At 74.6% G+C, this 19,229-nt stretch carries 16 protein-coding genes and 1 riboswitch; of the genes, 12 read left to right on the top strand and 4 right to left on the bottom strand.

Features of this window, described 5'->3' with window-relative positions; translation table 11 throughout:
- Positions 1-21: 21 nt before the first annotated feature.
- The gene (locus tag DMB38_RS01565; protein WP_125933614.1) at positions 22-2,355 is read right to left on the bottom strand and encodes a TIM-barrel domain-containing protein; all 2,334 of its coding nucleotides are present in this window, start codon (positions 2,353-2,355) and stop codon (positions 22-24) included.
- Between the two features lie 257 nt (positions 2,356-2,612).
- On the opposite strand from DMB38_RS01565, the gene DMB38_RS01560 reads away from it, so the two are divergent.
- Together DMB38_RS01560 and DMB38_RS01555 are read left to right on the top strand one after the other, a co-directional pair.
- Positions 2,613-4,682, top strand: coding sequence for an acetoacetate--CoA ligase (locus DMB38_RS01560; protein ID WP_125933613.1), 2,070 nt, complete (start codon positions 2,613-2,615; stop codon positions 4,680-4,682).
- A gap of 70 nt (positions 4,683-4,752) precedes the next feature.
- Entirely contained in the window at positions 4,753-5,631 is an 879-nt protein-coding gene (locus DMB38_RS01555) for a hypothetical protein (RefSeq protein WP_125933612.1), read from the top strand.
- A 116-nt stretch (positions 5,632-5,747) separates the two neighbouring features.
- Here the strand turns inward: DMB38_RS01555 and ptsP are convergent, their stop codons facing one another.
- Both ptsP and DMB38_RS01545 read right to left on the bottom strand, forming a co-directional pair.
- Positions 5,748-7,418: a phosphoenolpyruvate--protein phosphotransferase gene (gene ptsP / locus DMB38_RS01550; protein ID WP_125933611.1), complete on the bottom strand. Its 1,671-nt coding sequence runs from the start codon at positions 7,416-7,418 to the stop codon at positions 5,748-5,750.
- Positions 7,419-7,518: 100 nt separating this feature from the next.
- A complete protein-coding gene (locus DMB38_RS01545) occupies positions 7,519-7,968 on the bottom strand; it encodes a PTS glucose transporter subunit IIA (RefSeq protein WP_125933610.1) in 450 nt (149 codons plus the stop codon).
- Between the two features lie 289 nt (positions 7,969-8,257).
- Here DMB38_RS01545 and DMB38_RS01540 point away from each other — a divergent pair, with 289 nt between their 5' ends.
- From DMB38_RS01540 to DMB38_RS01495, 10 genes are all read left to right on the top strand, one after another.
- Positions 8,258-8,878, top strand: coding sequence for a CDP-alcohol phosphatidyltransferase family protein (locus DMB38_RS01540; protein ID WP_125933609.1), 621 nt, complete (start codon positions 8,258-8,260; stop codon positions 8,876-8,878).
- A 46-nt stretch (positions 8,879-8,924) separates the two neighbouring features.
- Positions 8,925-11,432 carry a mannose-1-phosphate guanyltransferase gene (locus tag DMB38_RS01535; RefSeq protein WP_125933608.1) on the top strand — a complete coding sequence of 836 codons (2,508 nt, stop codon included), beginning with the start codon at positions 8,925-8,927 and terminating at the stop codon, positions 11,430-11,432.
- Positions 11,433-11,513: 81 nt separating this feature from the next.
- On the top strand, positions 11,514-12,407 hold the full coding sequence (locus DMB38_RS01530; RefSeq protein ID WP_240661908.1) for a DUF881 domain-containing protein: 894 nt from the start codon (positions 11,514-11,516) through the stop codon (positions 12,405-12,407).
- Positions 12,404-12,736, top strand: a complete 333-nt coding sequence (locus tag DMB38_RS01525) for a small basic family protein (RefSeq protein WP_027744874.1) — start codon at positions 12,404-12,406, stop codon at positions 12,734-12,736. The genes DMB38_RS01530 and DMB38_RS01525 overlap by 4 nt, the downstream gene beginning before the upstream one ends.
- 386 nt (positions 12,737-13,122) lie before the next feature.
- Entirely contained in the window at positions 13,123-13,959 is an 837-nt protein-coding gene (locus DMB38_RS01520; RefSeq protein ID WP_125933607.1) for a DUF881 domain-containing protein, read from the top strand.
- A 162-nt stretch (positions 13,960-14,121) separates the two neighbouring features.
- A complete protein-coding gene (locus DMB38_RS01515; RefSeq protein ID WP_234380846.1) occupies positions 14,122-14,940 on the top strand; it encodes an FHA domain-containing protein in 819 nt (272 codons plus the stop codon).
- Between the two features lie 33 nt (positions 14,941-14,973).
- Positions 14,974-15,696 carry a MerR family transcriptional regulator gene (locus tag DMB38_RS01510; RefSeq protein WP_125933606.1) on the top strand — a complete coding sequence of 241 codons (723 nt, stop codon included), beginning with the start codon at positions 14,974-14,976 and terminating at the stop codon, positions 15,694-15,696.
- 53 nt (positions 15,697-15,749) lie between these two features.
- On the top strand, positions 15,750-16,223 hold the full coding sequence (locus DMB38_RS01505) for a bifunctional nuclease family protein (RefSeq protein WP_026276413.1): 474 nt from the start codon (positions 15,750-15,752) through the stop codon (positions 16,221-16,223).
- A 210-nt stretch (positions 16,224-16,433) separates the two neighbouring features.
- Positions 16,434-16,979 (top strand): MerR family transcriptional regulator, encoded by a 546-nt coding sequence (locus DMB38_RS01500; RefSeq protein WP_125938746.1) that lies wholly within the window; start codon positions 16,434-16,436, stop codon positions 16,977-16,979.
- Between the two features lie 114 nt (positions 16,980-17,093).
- Positions 17,094-18,464, top strand: a complete 1,371-nt coding sequence (locus DMB38_RS01495; protein WP_125933605.1) for a DNA polymerase IV — start codon at positions 17,094-17,096, stop codon at positions 18,462-18,464.
- A 29-nt stretch (positions 18,465-18,493) separates the two neighbouring features.
- On the opposite strand, the gene DMB38_RS01490 is transcribed toward DMB38_RS01495, so the two are convergent.
- A complete protein-coding gene (locus tag DMB38_RS01490) occupies positions 18,494-18,880 on the bottom strand; it encodes a PRC-barrel domain-containing protein (RefSeq protein ID WP_206337614.1) in 387 nt (128 codons plus the stop codon).
- A gap of 152 nt (positions 18,881-19,032) precedes the next feature.
- A riboswitch (glycine riboswitch) is annotated at positions 19,033-19,129 on the top strand.
- Positions 19,130-19,229 lie beyond the last annotated feature (100 nt).

Here is a 19,229-nt window from a genome sequence, read left to right as displayed (position 1 = left end):
CGGCCCGCCCCGTACGGGCTGCTACTCGCCCCGTACCCGCACCGGCAGGTCCGGCTCCGCGCCGTCCTCGCGCCGCACCGTCGTCCCGCCCGCCCACCGCGTCACGTACCGCTCCAGCCGCGGCGCCTCCCAGCCGTCACCGTCGTCCCGTACGACCACGCCGCCGCCCGTGACGCCGGGCGGCGGCGCCCAGACCTCCAGCTCCGTACCGCCGTCCGCCCCCGCCACCGGCAGCACCGCGCCCGCGCGGGCCAGCACCGGCACCCGGGCGAGCGGCGCCTCCAGCTCCACGGTGCCCGGGCCCGTCAGGGCGCGGCCCGTCGCGGTGTCGTACCAGTGCCCCAACGGCAGCCGCACCGCGCGGCGGCGGGCTCCCGCGGCCAGCACCGGGGCCACCAGCAGCGCGTCGCCGAGCAGAAAGGCGTCCTCCGTCTCGCGCAGCGCCCGGTCCGCCGGGTCGTACCACCACAGCGGGCGGACGAAAGGCGCGCCGCTGCGTTCCGCGAGGCGGGCGAGCGTCGCGAGATACGGGCGCAGGCGCTCCCGCTCGCGCAGCGCCGCGCCGGCGTGCTCCAGCACCTCGGGCCCGAACTCCCACGGCTCGCGCCGCCCGGCGCCGGGCGCGCAGTGGGTGCGGAACAGCGGCAGGTACGAGCCGAGCTGGAGCCAGCGCAGATACAGCTCGGGATCCGGCCGGCCGCTGAACCCGCCGATGTCCGGGCCCGAGTAGGGCACCCCGCACAGGCCCAGGCCGATGACGAGCGCCAGCGACGCGGACAGGCCGGGCCAGCCGGTCGCCGCGTCGCCCGACCAGGTGCCGCCGTAGCGCTGGAGGCCCGCCCACCCGGAGCGGGAGAAGAGGAACGGGCGGCGGTCGGGCTGCAGTCCGGTCAGCGCGCCGTACGCGGCGCGGGCCATCTGCAGGGCGTAGACGTTGTGCGCCTCGCGGTGGTCGCCGCCGCGGCCCTCCAGGGCGTGCCGGGCCGAGCGGGGCAGGGTCTTCTCGCCGAAGGCGGTGAAGGACGCGGGCTCGTTCATGTCGTGCCAGAAGCCGGTGAAGCCCTGCTGCAGCCGCTCCGCGTAGAGCCCGCCCCACCACTTGCGCGCCCGCGGGTCGGTGAAGTCGGGGAAGACCGCGTCGCCCGGCCACACCACGCCGCGTACGGGGCGGCCGCGCGCGTCCCGTACGAAGGCGTCGGCGGCCACGCCCGCGTCGTACACCGGATAGCCCGGCTCGGCCTTCACGCCCGGGTCGACGACCGAGACCATGCGCACGCCGTCTGCGGCCAGCTCGCGGGCCAGCCGGGGCAGGTCGGGGAAGCGGTGCGGGTCGGCGGTGAAGACGCGGTGGCCGTCGTAGTGGTCGATGTCCAGGTGCACCGCGGCGAGCGGCAGACCGCGCTCGCGGTAGCCGCGCACCACGCGGCGTACGCCCTCGGCGCCGCCGAAGTCGCGGCGCGCATGCTGGTAGCCCAGCGCCCAAGCGGGCGGGACGGCGGGGGCACCGGTGAGCGCCGTCCAGCTCTGCAGGACGCGGGCGGGGGTGCCGGCCATCACCCAGTAGCGCAGCGGCCCGCCTGCCATGCGCATCTCGACGCGGCCCGGCCGGTCGTGACCGGAGCCCGCGCCCTCCGCGCCGCGGTGCAGTTCGACGCTGCCGTCCCAGGAGTTGTCGTGGAACAGCAGATGGCAGCCGGCGTCGGAGATGACGAACAGCACGGGCATCGTCAGGGACAGCGGGTCGTCGCCGGGGGCGAAGGCGCCGCCCGGGTCGCTGTTCCACAGCCGGTAGCGGCCGTCCGGCAGCGAGGGGCCCGCGGCGCGGCCGCCGAGGCCGAAGAACCGGGCGTCGGGGCCGACGTGGGCGCGCTGCACCCAGCGCCGCACCTCCTCGCGCACCTCGTCCTCCGGGGCGCCGGCCGGCGACTCCCACCAGCGCGGCGGCTGCTCCCGGCGCAGCACCACGCCCGCCGGCGTACGCACCTCCACCGCCCCGCGCCGCGACACCGCCACCGTGACCCGCTCCGACACCACCCGCCAGCCGCCGCCCGCCGCGTCCGGTTCGAGCTCTACGCGCGCGTCCGTCTCCGGCGCGCGGGCGAGCGCGTACGACGGCTCCGGCTCCGCGCCGTCCCAGCCGCAGAAGACCGCGCCGGTCGTCGTCACCCGCAGTTGCAGCGCGGAGCGGGCGAAGCGGATCACGCCTCCGCCCGGCGCCGGCTCGGCCCCGGTCGCGAGCCCCGGCACCCGGGCCCGCTCCGCGCGGCGGCGGGGGAGCGCGGCGGCGTCGGCCCGCCGGTTCCGCACGGCGGCACGCAGGGCGCGGGCACGCCGGGTGAGGGCGGAGGGATCCATGCTGATCAGCCTGCCATCGCACACCACGGCGGGCGAGAGAGTTCAACCGCTGTTCACCGGGAGTGCGGTCGTGAGCCCCCACGCGGGGTCGTACGACGGTACGGACGGGTCGTACTGGTGCCGCTTTCGATCACGTGGCATCGTCTCACCGGAGCACCGGCCACCCTCGCCGGGCGCTCCGTGCGCGCCGCGGCCGCCCCACCGGGCCGGCGGCGGCGCAGTCCCTCATGCGGATGCCGTACCACGGGAGTCACGCCATGCCGAGCCAGCCGCCCACCGAACCGTCCGCGCCGTCCGTGCCGTCCGCGGGCTCCGCCGCGCCCGAGCCGCCCGCGGCGCTGTGGCGGCCCGGCCCCGAGCGCGTCGACGACGCGCAACTCACCCGCTTCCACCGCTGGGCCGCGGAGCACCACGGCGCGCCGGCGCCGGTACCCGGCGACCCGGAGGCGAACTACGCGGCGCTGCACCGCTGGTCCGTGGCGCCGGACGGCGGCCTGGAGCGGTTCTGGCGGGCGGCGGCCGAGTGGTTCGGCGTCCGGTTCTCCAGCCCGTACGAGACGGTCCTCGCGGACGCCTCGATGCCGGGCGCCTCATGGTTCCCCGGCGCCCGGCTCAACTACGCGGAGCACGCGCTGCGCGACGCCGGCACCGCCGCGGGACCCGCGCTGCTGCACGTCGCCGAGGGCGCCGGGCCCCAGCCCGTGAGCCGGGCGGAGCTGCGGGCGCAGGTCGGCTCGCTGGCGGCGGAGCTGCGCCGGCTCGGCGTACGGCCCGGGGACCGCGTGGGCGCGTACCTGCCGAACATCCCGCAGGCCGTCGTCGCGCTGCTGGCGACCGCCGCCGTCGGCGCCGTGTGGACCTCCTGCTCACCGGACTTCGGCGCCCGCAGCGTCCTGGACCGCTTCCGCCAGGTGGAGCCGGTGGTGCTCGTCACCGTCGACGGCTACCGCTACGGCGGCAAGGAGCACGACCGCCGCGAGACCGTCGCCGAACTGCGCCGCGAACTGCCCACCCTGCGCGCCGTCGTGCACGTCCCGCTGCTCGGCACGGCCCCGCCCGAGGGCGCGCTGGAGTGGGACGCGCTGGTGGCCACGGGCGTGGAACCGGTCTTCGAGCAGGTGCCGTTCGACCACCCGCTGTGGGTCCTGTACTCCTCCGGCACCACAGGACTGCCCAAGGCGATCGTGCAGTCCCAGGGCGGCATCCTGCTGGAGCACCTGAAGCAGCTCGCGCTGCACTGCGACCTCGGCCCGGGCGACCGCTTCTTCTGGTACACCTCCACCGGCTGGATGATGTGGAACTTCCTCGTCTCCGGCCTCCTGGTGGGCGCCACCGTGATCACCTACGACGGCAGCCCCGGCCATCCGGACGTCGCGGCGCAGTGGCGGGTCGCGGAGCGCACGGAGGCGACGTTCTTCGGCACCTCCGCGGCGTACGTCATGGCATGCCGCAAGGCGGACGTGCACCCGGGGCGCGACCTGGACCTGACGCGGGTGCGGTGCGTGGCCACGACGGGCTCTCCGCTGCCGCCGGACGGATTCCGCTGGATCCACGACGAGTTCCACCGGGCGGGACCCGCGGGGCCCGCGGACATGTGGATCGCGTCGGTCAGCGGCGGCACGGACGTGTGCAGTTGCTTCGCCGGCGCGGTGCCGACGCTGCCGGTGCACATCGGCGAGCTGCAGGCGGCGTGCCTGGCCACGGACCTCCAGGCGTGGGATCCGGCGGGTGAGCCGGTGACGGACGAGGTGGGGGAGCTGGTGGTGACGCAGCCGATGCCGTCGATGCCCGTACGGTTCTGGAACGACCCGGACGGCGAGCGCTACCGGGACAGCTACTTCTCCACGTACCCCGGCGTGTGGCGGCACGGCGACTGGATCACGCTCACGTCGCGCGGCTCGGTCGTCATCCACGGGCGCTCCGACTCGACGCTGAACCGGCAGGGCGTGCGGATGGGTTCCGCGGACATCTACGAGGTGGTGGAGCGGCTGCCGGAGGTGCGGGAGTCCCTTGTCATCGGCGTGGAGCAGCCGGACGGCGGCTACTGGATGCCGCTCTTCGTCCAACTGACCACGGATGCACGGCTGGACGACGGCCTGCGGGACCGGATCCGCGCCGCGCTCCGCGAGGAGCTTTCGCCGCGGCACGTGCCGGACGAGGTGATCGAGGTGGAGGGCGTGCCGCACACGCTGACCGGCAAGCGGCTGGAGGTGCCGGTGAAGCGGATGCTGCAGGGCACGCCGCTGGAGAAGGCGGTCAATCCGGGGTCGGTGGACCGGGTGGACCTGCTGAGGTTCTACGAGCGGCTGGCGCGGTCCCGGAGCTGAACCCGCGGGGATTGTCAGACCCCTCGATTACGGTGCGTAGTGATCGGTTGCGTTCCGTAGAGGGGGAGTCATGGTGCGTGCGAGGACGGATGCCCGGCTGCTGCGCCGGGAGATGCCGGGTGCGGTGGGGCTGCTGGCGGATGCGGCGGACTTCGCGGCGATGCGGCGGTATGCGAGCTTTCTCTTCGACGACCACGCGGCGTATCTGCGGCAGGTCGAGGGCGTCCTGCGGGCCCGGGCGACGCAGGGGGCGTACACGACGGTGGCGCTCTTCGACCCGCCGGGCTTCGCCCGCTTCTGCGCGGAACGTGGCCTGGAGCCGGACTCCCCGGCGAGCCGCTGCCGCTACGTGGCGGAGTCCGCCGCCCGCGGCCCGGCCGTGGCGTACGGGGGCCAGCCGATGGACCGCCTGGTGCCCCAACTTCTCGACGCGGCGGCCCGCAGCCGCTCCCGCGAGCGCGCGGCGACGCTGCTGGCGGCGGCGGGCCGCTGCGAGGATTGCGGCGAGCACCGGGCCGATGCGGCACTGGCCCGCGCGGGCCTGCTGGTCGACCGGCTGACGGAGGCCCTGGGCCCGGGTGCGCAGCACGTGGTGGCGACGGTCCGCTCGGCGGGCTTCCCGCTCGTCGCGGTGGCCCGCAGCGCGGACCCGCCGGACCCGCCGCGCCTCCGCCCGCCGGACGGCGAGGCGCTGCGGCTCGTGCTGGCGGCGGGCATCGCCACGTCGGGCACGGGCGGGGTGGTGGCCCGTACGACGGGGGCGGACGGCGGGGAGTCGGTCCGGGGCTGGCGGCTGCGGGACGGCTGGCTGGCCCCGTTGACGGAGAAGGAGGTCTACGCGGCGTACTGCACCAACGCGAGAACGGGCGCCCCCCTGCCCCCGGAACCCGGCGTCACCTACGGCGCGGGCACCCCGCTGCCCCGCCCGGAGAAGGGCTGCCACCGATGACGGCGGGATGGAGGCGGTGGCCGTTCGCGAGCCGCCGGGGCCCGGAGGGCCGCGCCGTGCGGGGTCCGGGGCGGCAGCCCCCGGTTTCGGGAGGGGGCGGGGTCGGGGAACGGCCCCTACTCGCCCGACAGGACCGCCCGCGCGGCCTCCCTGGCCTCCTCCGCCGTGTCCGCCGCCCGCGCCGCCGACGCCGCGCGCTCGCACTGTGCCAGCGTGTGCTTCGCCAGCGTCGCCCGGACGTATGGGATCGCCGCCGCGCCCATCGACAGCGACGTCACCCCCAGCCCCGTCAGCACGCACGCCAGCAGCGGATCCGACGCCGCCTCGCCGCACACCCCGCAGCTCTTGCCCTCCGCCTTGGCGCCCTCCGCCGCGAAGGACACCAGGTCCAGCAGCGCCGGCTGCCACGGGTCCTGGAGCCGCGACACCGCCCCCACCTCCCGGTCGGCGGCAAAGGCGTACTGCGCCAGGTCGTTCGTGCCCAGCGACAGGAACTCGACCTCCTGGAGGATCGCCCGCGCCCGCAGCGCCGCCGCCGGGATCTCCACCATCGCCCCGGCCTTCGCCGGCAGCCCGGCGGACCGGCACGCCGCCGCGAAGTCCGCGGCATCCTGCCGGTCCGCCACCATCGGCGCCATCACTTCGAGGTACACCGGCAGCCCGGCCGCCGCCTTGGAGAGCGCGGTGAGCTGGGTGCGCAGCACGTCGGGGTGGGCCAGGAGGGACCGCAGCCCGCGGACGCCGAGCGCCGGGTTCGGCTCGTCGGCCGGGGTGAGGAACTCCAGCGGCTTGTCGGCGCCCGCGTCCAGGACGCGTACGACGACGCGCCCCTCCGGGAACGCCTCCAGCACCCGGCGGTACGCGGTGATCTGCGCCTGCTCCGACGGCGCCGTCCTGCTGTCGTCCAGGAACAGGAACTCCGTGCGGAACAGGCCCACGCCCTCCGCGCCCGCCGCGACGGCCGCCGGCACGTCCGCCGGGCCGCCGATGTTCGCCAGCAGCGGCACCTTGTGCCCGTCGGAGGTCGCCCCGGGGCCGGAGGCCGCCGCCAGCGCCGCCTTGCGCTCGGCCGCCATCTGCTCCATCTCCGCCCGCTTCTCGGGACCGGGTGCGACGAACACCTCGCCGGTCGAGCCGTCGACGGCCACGACGGTCCCTTCCGCCAGTTCGACGGCGCCCGGCAGCGCCACCACCGCGGGCACGCCGAGCGCGCGGGCGAGGATCGCGCTGTGGCTCGTCGGCCCGCCCTCCTCGGTGACGAAGCCGAGGACGAGCGAGGGGTCGAGGAGCGCGGTGTCGGCGGGCGCGAGGTCGCGGGCGATCAGCACGTACGGCTCGTCGCTGTCCGGCACCCCCGGCATCGGCACGCCCAGCAGCCGGGCGACGATCCGGTTGCGCACGTCGTCCAGGTCGGCGACCCGCCCGGCCATGTACTCCCCGGCTCCGGCGAGCAGTTCGCGGTACGCCGCGAAGGCGTCGTACGCCGCGCGCTCCGCGGAGGAGCCGACGGCGATCCGCCGCTCCACGTCCGCCGCCAGCTCCGGGTCCTGCGCGATCATGGCCTGCGCTTCCAGCACGGCCTGCGCCTCGCCGCCGGCCAGGTTGCCGCGCGCCACCAGATCGGCGGCCACCGCCTCCACGGCCTTGCGCACCCGCTCCTGCTCGCGCGGCGCCTCCGCCGCGGGAATCTGCTTCGCCGGCGGTTCGAGCACCGCCGTGCCCATGTGCCGTGCCTCGCCGATCGCCACCCCGTGGCTCACGCCGACGCCTTGCAGGGTCGTCTCCATGTCACCAGTCTTCCGCAAGTGCGCGGCGGCGTCCCGCCGCGGCTGTCGTACGCGCACGGGCCGCGGCGCCGGGGCCCGCCGATCGGTCGGCTCCGCCTCGTCACTCCCAGGTGAACAGCGCCTCGCCGGCCTTGACCTCCCCGTCCTCCGCCACCGCGGACAGCGCGCCCTCGGCCGCCTCCAGCGCCACCACCGGCGAGATCGGCGACTTCCCGGCCTCCTCGACGGCGACGGTGTCCCAGCGGACGACGGGCTGCCCGCGCTCGACCCGGTCGCCCTTGGCGACGAGCAGTTCGAAGCCCTCGCCGTTGAGCTGCACGGTGTCGATGCCGAGGTGGGTGAGCACCCCGTGCCCCTCGTCGTCCACGACGACGAAGACGTGCGGGTGCAGGGAGAGCACCAGGCCGCCGATCGGCGCGACCGCCTCGGAAGTCCCGCGCTCGGGATCCACGGCGGTGCCGGGACCGACCATCCCCCCGGAGAAGACCGGGTCGGGCACGGCGGCGAGCCCGATGGCGCGGCCGGTGAGCGGGGACGAGACTTGGGTCATGCCGGGGCCTCCAGAAAACAGCGGGGGGTCGGCGCCGCCCGCGTCCGTGGGGTCCGCGCCGCTCCTGAAGCGTAACCAATCGGAATTTGCTATTCCGCGCGGAGGGGAGCCGGCCGCGCCCAGCCCTCTCCCGCCCTCCGGGCAGCCCGCGGAACCGCCCCCCGCGCGGCCCGGTGCCCAGCCTCCCGAACCGGCCTGGGCGCGGGCCCGTTCCCGCCGACGGGTAAGGTCAGAGCGCATCGTCGGCGCGTCTGGCGGCACCGGCGGGAACGGACGGGGAGGCACGCGGGTGGAGGCCCAGGAGACGGCTGAGTCGAAGGACCGGATCTTCACCGTCCCCAATCTCCTGAGCATGTCCCGGCTCGTCCTGGTGCCGGTCTTCCTGTGGCTCATCCTCTGGCCGGAGTTCGGCGGCCCGAACGCCGACGGCTGGGCGCTGGCGATCCTCGCCTTCAGCGGCGTCAGCGACTACCTCGACGGCAAGCTGGCCCGGCGCTGGAACCAGGTCTCGAACCTGGGCCGCATCCTGGACCCGGCCGCCGACCGCCTCTACATCCTGGCCACCCTCACCGGCCTGACCTGGCGCGGGATCCTCCCGCTGTGGCTCACCATCCTGCTGCTCTCCCGCGACGCGATCGTCGGGGTGGCCGTCTGGCTGCTCGGCCGGCACGGCTACCCGCCGCCCCAGGTGAACTTCCTCGGCAAGTCCGCCACCTTCTGCCTGATGTACGCCTTCCCGTTGCTCCTCCTCAGTGACGCAAGTGGATGGGTGTCGTCACTCTCTGCTATTTTCGGATGGGCGTTCGCCGGCTGGGGTACAGCGCTGTACTGGTGGGCCGGCGGCCTCTACCTCATCCAGGTGCGCCGTCTCATCCGAGAGGACGCCCGCGCGGACACCACCCCCGACTAGGCGGCAGCCGCATCGCCGTCTCACGTCCAAGGAGGACGCTTCCGATATGAAGGCCGTCGTGATGGCTGGGGGCGAAGGCACACGCCTGCGCCCCATGACCGCGAGCATGCCCAAGCCCCTGCTGCCGGTGGTGAACCGGCCGATCATGGAGCACGTCCTGCGGCTGCTCAAACGCCACGGGCTGACGGAGACGGTGGTGACCGTCCAGTTCCTCGCCTCCCTGGTGCGGAACTACTTCGGGGACGGCGAGGAGCTCGGCATGGAGCTCACGTACGCCAACGAGGACCGTCCGCTGGGCACCGCGGGCAGCGTGAAGAACGCCGAGGAGGCCCTGAAGGACGACTCGTTCCTGGTCATCTCCGGCGACGCGCTCACCGACTTCGACCTCACCGACCTGATCGCGTTCCACCGCGAGAAGGGCGCGCTCGTCACCGTCTGCCTCACCCGGGTCCCCAACCCGCTGGAGTTCGGCATCACCATCGTCGACGAGGAGGGCAAGGTCGAGCGCTTCCTGGAGAAGCCCACGTGGGGCCAGGTCTTCTCCGACACCGTCAACACCGGCATCTACGTGATGGAGCCCGAGGTCTTCGACTACGTCGAGGCCGACACCTCCGTCGACTGGTCGGGCGACGTCTTCCCGCAGTTGATGAAGGACGGCAAGCCCATCTACGGCTACGTGGCGGAGGGCTACTGGGAGGACGTCGGCACCCACGAGAGCTACGTGAAGGCCCAGGCCGACGTGCTGGAGGGCAAGGTCGACCTCGATCTCGACGGCTTCGAGATCTCGCCCGGCGTCTGGGTCGCCGAGGGCGCCGAGGTGCACCCCGAGGCCGTCCTGCGCGGCCCGCTCTACATCGGCGACTACGCCAAGGTCGAGCAGGGCGCCGAGGTCCGCGAGCACTCGGTCCTCGGCTCCAACGTCGTCGTCAAGCAGGGCGCCTTCCTGCACCGCGCCGTCGTCCACGACAACGTCTACATCGGCGGCCACACCAACCTCCGCGGCTGCGTCATCGGCAAGAACACCGACGTCATGCGCGCCGCGCGGATCGAGGACGGCGCCGTCATCGGCGACGAGTGCCTGATCGGCGAAGAATCGATCATCCAGGGCAATGTGCGCGTCTACCCCTTCAAGACCATCGAAGCGGGCGCCTTCGTCAACACCTCGGTGATCTGGGAGTCGCGCGGTCAGGCCCACCTCTTCGGCGCCCGCGGCGTCTCCGGCATCCTCAACGTCGAGATCACCCCCGAGCTCGCCGTGCGGCTGGCGGGCGCGTACGCGACCACGCTGAAGAAGGGCTCCAGCGTCACCACCGCCCGCGACCACTCCCGCGGCGCCCGGGCGCTCAAGCGCGCGGTGATCTCCGCGCTCCAGGCCAGCGCCATAGACGTACGGGACCTGGAGAACGTGCCGCTGCCCGTGGCCCGGCAGCAGACCGCGCGCGGCAGCGCCGGCGGCATCATGATCCGCACCACCCCGGGCGTACAGGATTCCGTCGACATCATGTTCCTCGACGAGCGCGGCGCCGACCTCTCGCAGGCCGCGCAGCGCAAGCTCGACCGCGTCTACGCCCGCCAGGAGTACCGCCGCGCGTTCCCCGGCGAGATCGGCGACCTGAGCTTCCCCGCCAGTGTCTTCGACTCCTACACCGGCTCCCTGCTGCGCGCGGTGGACACCGCGGGCATCGCCGAGGCCGGCCTCAAGGTCGTCGTGGACGCCTCGCACGGCAGCGCCGGCCTGGTGCTCCCGAGCCTCCTCGGCCGCCTCGGCGTGGACGCGCTCACCATCAACCCGGGCCTGGACGAGTCCCGGCCGACCGAGACACCGCAGTCGCGCCGCGCCGGCCTCGTCCGCCTCGGCGAGATCGTGTCCTCCGCGCGGGCCGCCTTCGGCGTGCGCTTCGACCCGGTCGGCGAGCGCATCTCGCTGGTCGACGAGAAGGGCCGGATCGTCGAGGACGACCGGGCGCTGCTGGTCATGCTCGACCTGGTCGCGGCGGAACGGCGCAGCGGCCGGGTGGCGTTGCCGGTGACGACGACGCGTATCGCCGAGCAGGTGGCCGCGTACCACGGCACACAGGTGGAGTGGACCACGACCTCGCCTGACGACCTGGCGCGGGTGGCGCGGATGGACGACGCCGTCTTCGGCGGCGACGGCCGCGGCGGGTTCATCATCCCGGAGTTCTCCTCCGTCTTCGACGGCGCGGCCGCCTTCGCCCGGCTCACCGGCCTGGTCGCACGCACGCAGCTCACCCTCAGCCAGATCGACGCCCGCATCCCGCAGGCGTACGTGCTCTGCCGCGATCTCGCGACCCCGTGGGCCGTCAAGGGGATGGTCATGCGCCGGGTGGTGGAGGCCGCGGGCTCCCGCGAGGTCGACACCACCGACGGCGTACGGGTCGTGGAGCCCGACGGCCGCTGGGTGCTGGTGCTGCCGGACCGCGCCGAGGCGGTCACGCACCTGTGGGCCGAGGGACCCGACCAGGCGTCCGCCGAAGCCCTGCTCGACGAGTGGGCTGCAGTTGTCGACGGGAGCGGCGACGGGAGCGGCGACTGACGCGGGCACAGCGGAGCGAGAGTTCACCCAACCCAGGGGTCGCGGCACCATAGGGGCTCCCGGCGTGCAACGATGTCCGGCATGCCGCAGCAGCCCCCCGAACGGAGCAGTGCACCGGCACGCCCCCGTCCGGACGCCTCCATGTCGCTGCTGACCCGGCTGATGGATCACAGCCTGGACGACGGGTACGCCGAGGCCGCCGCGCGCCACGGTGCCCGCCCGCGCGGCGAGCGGCTTCCGCAGCGCCTGCGCGGGCGGGCCTGGCTCGCCGCCGGCCTGGTGCTCACCGCCCTCGTCCTCACCGTCGGAGCCGCCGAGGCGCGGATCGAGGCACCCGACCTCGCCCGGGAGCGCGAGGAGCTGATCGAGCGGGTCGAGGACAGGACCGCCGCGGCGGACGACCTCGACCGCGCGGTCGAGCACCTGCACGGCGAGGTGGCCGACCGGCAGCGCGAGGCGCTGGAGGAGAACGGCAGCGACCAGGCGGCGCTGCTCGCGCTGCTGGCCGGCGCCGCCGAGGCCCGGGGCCCCGGCGTACGCCTCGTGGTGGACGACGCCGCCGACGCGGGCACCGGCGCGACCGGCGGCCCGCGCAGCTCCACGAGCTTCGCCGACGACGGCCGGGTGCGCGACCGCGACCTGCAGCGCATCGTCAACGGCCTCTGGCTCGCCGGCGCCGAGGCCGTCTCCGTCAACGGCCGCCGGCTCACCGCCCTGTCCGCGATCCGCGCGGCCGGCGACGCCATCCTCGTCGACAACCGCCCGCTGGCACCGCCGTACACGGTGCTCGCCATCGGCGACGGCGAAGCCCTCCTGGAGCGGTTCCGGGAGAACGCCGACGGCCACTACCTGGACGTACTCCGGGACAACTACGGCATCAGGGCCGGGGTCTCCGCACGCGACGACCTCCGGCTGCCGGCCGCCACCGGCCTGTCCCTACGCCACGCAGAACCGAAGGAGAACAACCCCTCGTGATCGCCGTACTGGGCCTTGTCGCGGGCATCGTCATGGGCCTCGTGGTCCAGCCCGTGGTGCCGGCGGGCCTGGAGCCGTACCTGCCCATCGCCGTCGTCGCCGCGCTCGACGCGGTCTTCGGAGCGCTGCGGGCCATGCTCGACGGGATCTTCGACGACAAGGTCTTCGTGGTGTCGTTCCTGTCGAACGTCGTCGTGGCCGCGCTGATCGTCTTCCTCGGCGACAAGCTGGGCGTCGGCGCGCAGCTCTCCACGGGCGTCGTGGTCGTCCTCGGAATCCGGATCTTCTCCAACGCCGCCGCCATCCGGCGGCACGTCTTCCAGGCGTGATGCCCGTGTCCGACGAGACTCCGCCGAAGTCCCCGCGCCCGGGCGACCCGCCCGCCGCCTATCCGCAGGGCACGCCGGGCGTACCGCCCGCGCCGCCCACACCGCCGCGCCCGCCCGCGCCCCGGCACCAGCCGCCGCGGCACGCCTCGCGCGAGCACCCGCCGCCGCGCCACTCGCGCGACCAGCCGCCGCGCAAGCCGCCACCGCAGCGGCCGGAGCCGCCGCAGCAGCGGTCCGAGGGGCCGCAGCCGCCCGTACAGCGGCCGCCGGCCCAGCAGCCGCCCCGGAAGCCCCCGGCGCAACAGCCTCCGGGTCAGCAGCAGCCTCCCGGGCAGCCGCGCCCCTCCGGGCAGCCGCGCCCCCCGGCGCCGCAGCAGCGTCCGCCCATGCAGCGGCGGCCACCCGCGCCGCAGCTCCCCGGCCCTCCCTCGCCGCCCGAGCGCACCGCGCCCGCCGAGCGCTCCGCGCCTGACGAGCCGCCCGCCCCGCCCGAGCCGGAGCTCGGCGCCGGCCGGCGCCGCCTGGTCGACGCCGTGTGGCCGCTCCGGCTGACCCGCTCGCAACTGATCGTCGCCCTGCTGCTGTTCGTCCTCGGCCTCGGCCTGGCCATCCAGGTCCGCTCCACAGGGGAGTCCAGCGCGCTGCGCGGCGCCCGCCAGGAGGACCTGGTACGGATCCTCGACGAGCTGGACGACCGCACCCAGCGCCTCGAAGACGAGCGGGAGCGGCTGGAGGACCAGAAGGCGGAGCTGGAGAACAGCTCCGACCAGGCGGAGGAGGCGCGCCGCCAGACCGAGGCCAAGGAGCGCCAGCTCGGCGTGCTGGCCGGCACGGTCGCCGCCGAGGGCCCCGGCATCGAGATCACCGTCCGTGGCCCCGAGGGCGCCGTCGAGGCGGACATGCTGCTGGACACGATCCAGGAGCTGCGCGCGGCCGGCGCCGAGGCGATCCAGATCAACGGCGTACGCGTGGTCGCGGGCACGCACTTCGCGGACGCCGGCGAGAGCGACGTGGCGATCGACGGCCGCCGGGTCTCCCAGCCGTACGTCTTCCGCGTGATCGGCCGGGCCGAGGATCTGGAGCCCGCGCTGAACATCCCCGGTGGGGTGGTTCAGACCATGGAGGAGGAGCAGGCTACGGTGTCCATCGAGCCCCGGGACACGGTCCTCGTGGACGCCTTGCGGCGGGAGAAGCGGCCTGACTACGCTCGGTCGTCGTCGTGACCTCAAGGTTACGGGGGGTCGACGCATCGGCTGCGGTCGCGTAAGGGAAACTGTCCGGGGGTTGTGGACGTTCAGTGAATGTCCGGTGCCGCTGATGCGCGTGTCGAGTGACCTGCTCGTACACGGGCCTGTCCGACGGTCAAGGGGAAATCGCCCGTGAAGTTGTTCGCTAAGTTGTTCGGGAGGGGCTCGGCGGATCGGCCGGGCCGGCACCGCGCCGCGTCCCAGGGCGGCGAGGCCGGCGAGCGCGCCTTGTACCGGGATCAGGCGCCTCCGCCGCCCGGCGACATTTCGGGTGGTCAGGGCGAGTCTTATGTTGACCCTGCCGCGTCGGGCCGCATAGGTTTCGGGGAACCATCAACCTCAAGTGCGGGTGGAGGGTTCGCCCCCGGCTCGCATCCGCCCGACGCCGCTGCGGGCGCTCCGCAGCAGGAGGCACAGTCCATGGACCTGCCGGTATGCAACAGGTGCGGGGCCCGGAACGCCCAGGCGAGCCGGTTCTGCTCCAACTGCGGCGCCCCGCTGCGGGCCGGTGTGGCCGAGCGTCCCTCGGAGACCACCACCACGATCTCCATCTCGGGCATCGAGGCATACGAGGCCGAGGTCGCCAGCGGCGGGCAGACGCTGCCGCCGCTGTCGCCCGAGGCGCAGGCGGCCGTCGACGCGCTGCCGCCCGGCTCCGCGCTCCTCGTCGTCCGCCGCGGCCCCAACTCCGGGGCGCGCTTCCTGCTGGACAGCGAGCTGACCACCGTCGGGCGCCACCCGCAGAGCGACATCTTCCTGGACGACGTCACGGTCTCCCGGCGGCACGTGGAGTTCCGCCGGACCCCTGACGGCCGGTTCTCGGTCGCCGACGTCGGCAGCCTCAACGGCACGTACGTCAACCGCGAGCGGATCGACGAGTTCGAGCTGACCAGCGGGGACGAGGTGCAGATCGGAAAGTTCCGGCTGGTGTTCTTCGCCAGCCGGCGCACCGCCTGACGGCGGGGAGCACACGACCACGGGACGGAAGCGATGGGCGACACCCCGAGGGGCGGCACCGCCGCTCCGGAAGCGGACCGGCCGGACCGACGCCGGGCGCGCGACCGGCAGTTGAGCATCGGGGGCGTCCTCGCCGTGCTCCGCGAGGAATTTCCCGAGGTCACCATCTCCAAGATCCGCTTCCTGGAGTCGGAGGGCCTGGTGGAGCCGCAGCGCTCGCCGGGCGGCTATCGCAAGTTCGGCGCCGCGGACGTCGAGCGGCTGGCCCGGATCCTGCGCATGCAGCGGGATCACTACCTGCCGCTCAAGGTCATCCGTGAGCAGTTGGACGCCGACCCCGTGGCCGGCGCCGGGACCGGGGCCTCCGCCGTCGCGGGGGTCCCGCACGATCCCCGTATCGACCGGGAGACGCTGCTGCGCACCGCCGCCGTCGGCGAGGACGAGCTGGCGTCCTGGGAAGAATTCGGTCTGGTCGCCCCGGACGCCGACGGGCTCTACGACGCGGACGCGGCCGCGGTCGCCCGCCTGGTGGCCGAGCTGGGGAGCTACGGGGTGCAGGCGCGCCACCTGCGCGGCCTCAAGGCCGCCGCGGACCGCGAGGCCGGCCTCGTCGAACAGGTCATCGGCCCGCTGCGGCGGCACCGCAGCCCGCAGACGCGGGCCCACGCGGAATCCACCGCCGAACGGCTGATCGAGCTGTCCGCGCGGCTGCACACGACCCTCGTACGGTCCTCACTGCGGGTCGCCGGCAACTGACCGGTCCCGTGCTCGACTACCCAAAACCGCCGGGGTCGGCCTAGGGTTGCTGTGTGAACGAGCTCGACGTTGTGGGTGTCCGGGTGGAAATGCCCTCGAACCAACCGATCGTTCTCCTGCGTGAAGTGGGCGGCGACCGGTACCTCCCCATCTGGATCGGTCCTGGGGAGGCGACGGCGATCGCCTTCGCGCAGCAGGGCATGACCCCCGCGCGCCCGCTGACCCATGACCTGTTCAAGAACGTGCTGGACGCGGTCGGCCAGGAGCTGTCCGAGGTCCGGATCACCGACCTGCGGGAGGGCGTGTTCTACGCCGAGCTGGTCTTCTCCGGCGGCGCCGAGGTGAGCGCTCGCCCCTCCGATGCGATCGCGCTGGCGCTGCGTACCGGCACGCCGATCTACGGCAGCGAGGGCGTGCTCAACGACGCGGGGATCTCGATCCCGGACGAGCAGGAGGACGAGGTGGAGAAGTTCCGCGAGTTCCTCGACCAGATCACGCCCGAGGACTTCGGTACGAACCCCCAGTGAGAGGCGCCCCCCGGTAGCCCGCGCGGGCCTACCGTACGGGCGCCGTCGGCAAACCACCCGTAGGGTGATGAGCACCCGGCGTGCCCCGTGTGGCGTTCGTTGACGCGCCCGGGGCGACTGCCTACCGTCGGGTGGCAGGTCAGGGAGCGGGAGGTCGGCGTGGTGGTCACGGACGGCGGGAGATGGGCCGGCGGGGGCGGAGCGGTGCCGCTGTACGGGCGCGGCGCGGAGCCCGCGAGGCGGCCGCAGGCCGCGTCCGCGGCCCCGGACGAGGTCGGCTACCGGGGACCCGCGGCGTGCGCCGCGGCCGGCATCACGTACCGCCAGCTCGACTACTGGGCCCGTACGGGCCTGGTGGAGCCGAGCGTCCGGGCGAACGGCTCGGGTGCCCAGCGGCTCTACGGCTCCCACGACGTCGTCGTCCTCAAGATCGTCAAGCGGCTGCTGGACGCCGGGGTCTCGCTGCAGAGCATCAGGACGGCCGTGCGCCACCTGCGCGCCGCGGAACCGGCCGACCTGCGGCGGATGACCCTCATCAGCGACGGCGCCACGGTCTACGAGTGCACGTCATCCGACGAGGTCGTCGAACTGCTCCAGGGCGGCCAGGGGATCTTCGGGATCGCCGTCGGCGTGGTCTGGAGCGACGTGCAGGCGGCCCTCGCGCAGTTGCACGCGGAGCGCATCGACACCGGCGAGACGCTGGTCGGGCAGAACGCGGCCGACGAGCTGGCGCGCCGCCGCAGCCGCGCCGGCTGACGCCCCTCCGGCCGCCTTGCCGGCGGCGTCCCGCGCCCCGGCCCGTACGGCGCCGTCGCGGCCGCCTGACGGCCGCTGCGGGCCGATGTCGTACCCATGGGGGACCATCACCGTGTGAGAAGCGCGCCGTCGGTCCTGCACCTGGACATGGACGCGTTCTACGCCGCCGTCGAGCAGGCCGCCAAGCCGAGCCTGAAGGGCAAGGCCGTGATCGTCGGCGGCCTCGGCCCCCGCGGCGTGGTGGCCACCGCGTCGTACGAGGCCCGGGTCTTCGGGGTGCACTCGGCCATGGCCATGGGCATGGCCCGCAGGCTCTGCCCGAACGCCGCGTTCCTCATCCCCCGCTTCCGGCTCTACCAGCAGGTCAGCGGCCAGGTCATGGCGCTGCTCGGGGAGCTGTCGCCGCTGGTGGAGCCGCTGAGCCTGGACGAGGCGTTCGTCGACCTCGAAGCCGGCGGCACGCCCGCGGAGGAGGGGGCGTGCCGGGACGTGGCGCGCCGGCTGCGCGCCGACATCCGCGCCGCCACCGGCCTCACCGGGTCCGTCGGGCTCGCCGCCTCCAAGATGCTCGCCAAGGTCGCCTCCGAGCTGGCCAAGCCCGACGGGCTCGTCGTGGTCCCGCCGGGCGGCGAGCGGGCGCTGCTCGGGCCGATGAGCGTGCGCACGCTGCCCGGCGTCGGCCCGGCGACGGCGGACACGCTGCGCCGGGCCGGGATCACCACGGTCGGGGAGGTCACGGACGCCGGCGAGGACGAGATGGTGCGGCTGCTGGGCAAGGCGCACGGCACCGGGATCCACGTGATGGCGCTGGGCCTGGACGAGCGGCCGGTGGTCGCGGACCGGGACACCAAGTCCGTCTCCGTCGAGGACACCTTCGACGTCGACCTCACCGACCGGGTCCGGATCCGCACCGAGGTCGAGCGGCTGGCACGGCGGTGTGTGACCCGGCTGCGCGGCGCGGGGCGCTCCGGCCGCACGGTGGTCCTCAAGGTCCGGCGGTACGACTTCTCCACCCTCACCCGCTCCGAGACCCTGCGCGGGCCCACGGACGACCCGGCCGTGGTCACCGAGGCGGCGCTGCGGCTGCTGGACAGCGTGGAGACGACCGCGGGCGTGCGGCTGCTGGGCGTCGGCGTGAGCGGGCTCGCGGACTTCACGCAGGAGGACCTGTTCGCGCAGGCCGGTCAGGCGCCGGAGGTGCAGCATGGTCCCGTGGACGCCGACGGCCCGGTGGCGCTGCCGCCGCCGGAGCCGCCTCCGCCGCCCGCCCCGGCGGAGCCGGAGCCGGCGGCGCCGCACTGGCTGCCGGGGCTGGACGTGCGGCACGCGGAGCACGGCCCGGGCTGGGTGCAGGGCAGCGGCGTCGGCCGGGTCACGGTGCGGTTCGAGGTGCCGGGCTCGGCGCCGGGGCGGGTGCGGACGTTCGCCGTGGACGACCCGGCGCTGGCGCCCGCGGACCCGCTGCCGCTGGTGCCGGGCGGCTGATGTCCTCCGGCCCACGCCCGGGGGCCCGGTCAGTCGTCGGAGCCGGCGACCTCGCCGAAGTCCCGGTCCTTCGGCTGCTGCGGGCGGGTCTTGGCGACCTCGGGCGGCAGCGTCATGCCGTAGTGGTGGTAGAGCTGGAGTTCCTGTTCGGGGGAGAGATGCCGGCCGACGCCGAAGTCCGGCGCGTCCTTGATCAGCTCCCGTTCGTACGGCACCCGCAGCCCTTCGTCCGCCAGCTCGCTCGGCCCCAGCGGCACGAACGCGTCCCGGTGGAAGAGGCCCGTGCGCAGCGCAGCCCACTGCGGGGCGCCGGTGGCGTCGTCGAGGTACACCTCGTCGACGGTCCCGAGCTTGTCGCCGTTGCTGTCGTACGCGCGCACGCCGATCAGGCTCCGGGGGTCGATGTCGGTCTGCACGGTGCCTCCCACCTCTCGTCACAGCTCCGCTGCCTCCACGTAACGGCACAACCCGGCCCGCGGCCACTCGGCGGGCGCCGCCCGGGCGCACGGGAGCCGGCGCCCGCGCCGGGATGCGCGGGGGCGTGCGCTGGTACGCTGATCGTGGCTGCAGACCCCGTGCGGGAGAGTCCTCCGCCCGCCAGCCGGAGGCGCCGAAGGAGCAACTCCTCCCCGGAATCTCTCAGGCCCCCGTACCGCACGGACGAGGTCACTCTGGAAAGCAGGGCGGGCCGCCGCGCGGCCCCTCCTCACCGACGGTGCAAGCCGCGCCGCGCCCGGTCAGGGCGTGCCGGTGAAGCTCTCAGGT

Source organism: Streptomyces sp. WAC 06738, from assembly GCF_003945505.1.
Lineage (GTDB): Bacteria > Actinomycetota > Actinomycetes > Streptomycetales > Streptomycetaceae > Streptomyces.
This window is presented reverse-complemented; position numbering and strand designations above follow the sequence as displayed.